Annotated in this window: 3 protein-coding genes; all 3 read left to right on the plus strand. The window is 71.2% G+C overall.

The features are described 5' to 3' along the window. The coding region (locus EBH09_RS31295; RefSeq protein ID WP_193776633.1) for a flavodoxin-dependent (E)-4-hydroxy-3-methylbut-2-enyl-diphosphate synthase at positions 1-430 on the plus strand (430 nt) is incomplete at its 5' end. Between the two features lie 27 nt (positions 431-457). Beyond that, positions 458-2,428 carry a 1-deoxy-D-xylulose-5-phosphate synthase gene (gene dxs, locus EBH09_RS31300; RefSeq protein ID WP_121750224.1) on the plus strand — a complete coding sequence of 657 codons (1,971 nt, stop codon included), beginning with the start codon at positions 458-460 and terminating at the stop codon, positions 2,426-2,428. Beyond that, the gene (locus EBH09_RS31305) at positions 2,429-3,814 is read left to right on the plus strand and encodes an aspartate aminotransferase family protein (RefSeq protein ID WP_121750225.1); all 1,386 of its coding nucleotides are present in this window, start codon (positions 2,429-2,431) and stop codon (positions 3,812-3,814) included. Positions 3,815-3,979: the final 165 nt, after the last annotated feature.

Raw genomic sequence — 3,979 nt, forward strand, 5'->3', positions numbered from 1 at the left:
CATCGGCGACACCATCCGCGTGTCCCTGTCGGCCCCGCCGGTCGAGGAGATCAAGGTCGGCATCCAGATCCTGGAGTCGCTCAACCTGCGCCGGCGCGGCCTGGAGATCGTCTCCTGCCCGTCCTGCGGGCGTGCCCAGGTCGACGTCTACAAGCTGGCCGAGGAGGTCACGGCCGGCCTGGAGGGCATGGACGTCCCGCTGCGCGTCGCCGTCATGGGCTGCGTCGTCAACGGCCCCGGCGAGGCCCGCGAGGCCGACCTCGGCGTCGCCTCCGGCAACGGCAAGGGCCAGATCTTCGTCAAGGGCGAGGTCGTCAAGACCGTCCCCGAATCCAAGATCGTGGAGACGCTGATCGACGAGGCGATGCGGATCGCCGAGCAGATGGAGAAGGACGGCGCGTCGGGGGAGCCGGCCGTCACCGTGAGCTGAACAGCACGGACCGAAGGGGGCTCGAGCGTGACGATTCTGGAGAGCATCCGGGGACCACGCGACCTGAAGGCGCTGTCCGAGGCGGAACTCGGCGAACTGTCCGACGAGATACGAGAGTTCCTGGTGCACGCGGTCGCCCGCACCGGCGGACACCTCGGGCCCAATCTGGGCGTGGTGGAACTCACCGTCGCCCTGCACCGGGTCTTCGAGTCGCCGGCCGACCGGATCCTGTGGGACACCGGCCACCAGAGCTACGTGCACAAACTCCTGACCGGGCGTCAGGATTTCTCCAAACTGCGCGGCAAGGGCGGACTGTCCGGCTACCCCTCGCGCGAGGAGTCCGAGCACGACGTCATCGAGAACAGCCACGCCTCCACCGTCCTCGGCTGGGCCGACGGCCTCGCCAAGGCCCGCCAGGTGCAGGGGGAGCGCGGACACGTCGTCGCCGTCATCGGCGACGGCGCGCTCACCGGAGGCATGGCCTGGGAGGCCCTGAACAACATCGCGGCGGCCAGGGACCGGCCCCTGATCGTCGTCGTCAACGACAACGAACGCTCGTACGCCCCGACCATCGGCGGCCTCGCCAACCACCTCGCGACGCTCCGGACGACCGACGGCTACGAGCGGGTTCTGGCCTGGGGCAAGGACGTCCTCCAGCGCACCCCCGTGGTCGGCAACACCGTCTACGAGGCCCTGCACGGCGCCAAGAAGGGCTTCAAGGACGCCTTCGCCCCGCAGGGTCTCTTCGAGGATCTGGGGCTGAAGTACGTCGGCCCGATCGACGGGCACGACATCGGGGCCGTCGAGTCGGCGCTGCGGCGTGCGAAACGCTTCCACGGGCCCGTCCTGGTGCACTGCCTCACGGAGAAGGGCCGCGGCTACGAACCCGCCCTGCGCGACGAGGAGGACCACTTCCACACCGTCGGTGTGATGGACCCGCTCACCTGCGCGCCGCTCAGCCCCTCGAACGGGCCGTCCTGGACCTCCGTGTTCGGCGAGGAGATCGTCCGGATCGGCGAGGAGCGCGACGACGTCGTGGCGATCACCGCGGCCATGCTGCACCCGGTCGGCCTCGCGGCCTTCGCCGAACGCTTCCCCGACCGGGTCTGGGACGTCGGCATCGCCGAGCAGCACGCCGCCGTGTCCGCGGCCGGTCTCGCCACCGGCGGCCTCCATCCGGTCGTCGCCGTCTACGCCACCTTCCTCAACCGCGCCTTCGACCAGCTGCTCATGGACGTGGCCCTGCACCGCTGCGGTGTCACGTTCGTCCTCGACCGGGCCGGCGTCACCGGCGCCGACGGGCCCTCGCACAACGGCATGTGGGACATGTCCGTCCTCCAGGTCGTCCCGGGCCTGCGCATCGCCGCCCCGCGCGACGCCGACCAGCTGCGCGCCCAGCTGCGCGAGGCGGTCGCCGTCGACGACGCGCCGACGCTGGTGCGCTTCCCCAAGGAGTCCGTCGGACCGGCCGTACCCGCCGTCGGCCGGGTCGGCGGCATGGACGTCCTGCACGCGACCGACCGGCCCGAGGTGCTGCTCGTGGCCGTCGGCGTGATGGCACCCGTCTGCCTCCGCGCCGCCGAGCTGCTCGAAGCGCGCGGCATCCGGTGCACCGTCGTCGACCCGCGCTGGGTCAAGCCCGTCGACCCGGCACTCGCGCCCCTGGCCGCCCGGCACCGCCTGGTGGCCGTCGTCGAGGACAACAGCCGTGCCGCCGGGGTCGGTTCGGCGGTGGCGCTGGCGCTGGGCGACGCCGACGTCGACCTGCCCGTGCGCCGGTTCGGCATCCCCGATCAGTTCCTCGCGCACGCCAAGCGCGCCGAGGTGCTCGCCGACATCGGTCTCACGCCGGTCGAGATCGCCGGGCGGATCAGCGCGAGCCTGGCCGTCGGCGTACAGGCCGTCGGTGCCCAGGCCGTCGGCGCACCGGCCGGGGAAGGGACCGGAGATCAGGCCGGGGACGTACGGACCGTCACGCCAGTCCAAGGAGAGAGCTGAATGACCAAGGAGTTCGATCTCGCCGCGCTCTTGGCCGAGCGGGGAGCCGAGCGGTACGAGCTGCACGCCAAGCACCTCAACCACCAGCTGCCGCGCATGCTGCACACCATCGGCTTCGACAAGGTCTACGAGCGGGCCGAGGGCGCGCACTTCTGGGACGCGGACGGCAACGACTACCTGGACATGCTCGCCGGGTTCGCGGTGATGGGCCTGGGGCGCCACCACCCCGTCGTACGCAAGGCGCTGCACGACGTCCTCGACGCCTCGCTGGCCGACCTCACCCGCTTCGACTGTCCGCCGCTGCCCGGGCTGCTGGCCGAGAAGCTGCTCTCCTACAGCCCGCACCTGGGCCGGGTCTTCTTCGGCAACAGCGGCACGGAGGCGGTCGAGACCGCGCTGAAGTTCGCCCGGTACGCGACCGGCCGGCCGAGGGTCCTGTACTGCTCGCACGCCTTCCACGGCCTGACCACGGGCTCGCTGTCCGTCAACGGCGAGGACGGCTTCCGCGACGGCTTCGCCCCGCTGCTCCCCGACACCGCCGTCCCCCTCGGCGACCTGGACGCCCTGGCGCGGGAGCTGACCCACGGCGATGTGGCCGCGCTGATCGTGGAGCCGGTCCAGGGCAAGGGCGTGCACGAGGCCCCGCCCGGCTATCTGCGCGCCGCGCAGGAGCTGCTGCACCGGCACAAGGCGCTGCTGATCGCCGACGAGGTGCAGACGGGCCTCGGCCGGACGGGCAGGTTCTACGCCTTCCAGCACGAGGACGGCGTCGAGCCCGACCTGGTGTGCGTGGCCAAGGCGCTGTCCGGCGGATACGTGCCGGTGGGGGCCACGCTGGGCAAGGAATGGATCTTCCAGAAGGTGTTCTCCTCGATGGACCGGGTGCAGGTCCACTCGGCGAGCTTCGGGTCCAACGCGCAGGCCATGGCGGCCGGCCTCGCGGTGCTGTCGGTGATGGAGAACGAGGAGATCGTGGCGAACGCGGCCGCGGTGGGGGAGCGGCTGAAGTCCCGGCTGACGGAACTGGTGGACCGCTACGAGCTGCTCGCCGACGTCCGGGGGCGGGGGCTGATGATCGGCATCGAGTTCGGCCGGCCCAGGTCCCTGAAGCTGCGCGGCCGCTGGACGATGCTGCAGGCCGCGCGCAAGGGTCTGTTCGCGCAGATGGTCGTGGTGCCGCTGCTGCAACGGCACCGGATCCTGACGCAGGTTTCCGGCGACCATCTGGAGGTCATCAAGCTGATCCCGCCACTGATCATCGACGCGGCGGACGCCGACCGGTTCGTCGACGCCTTCACCGAGGTGATGGACGACGCCCACAACGGCGGCGGGCTGATGTGGGACTTCGGAAAAACCCTGGTCAGGCAGGCGGTGGGCAACCGTTAGCGCGCCCACCCGCGACCGTCTTCGCCTCTGCCGACTGCGCGCCTGCCTGCCGCCCTTTTGCCTCTGAGGCAAGAGAATTGCCTGGCGGGCAAGTTTCGGGCTGAATGGAGGCATGACCTCCCATGAGACCGGTCCGCCGCCGCCGGAGGCGCCGGCGGACGCGGT

The sequence above is a fragment of the Streptomyces sp. E2N166 genome (genome assembly GCF_003671715.1).
Lineage (GTDB): Bacteria > Actinomycetota > Actinomycetes > Streptomycetales > Streptomycetaceae > Streptomyces > Streptomyces thinghirensis.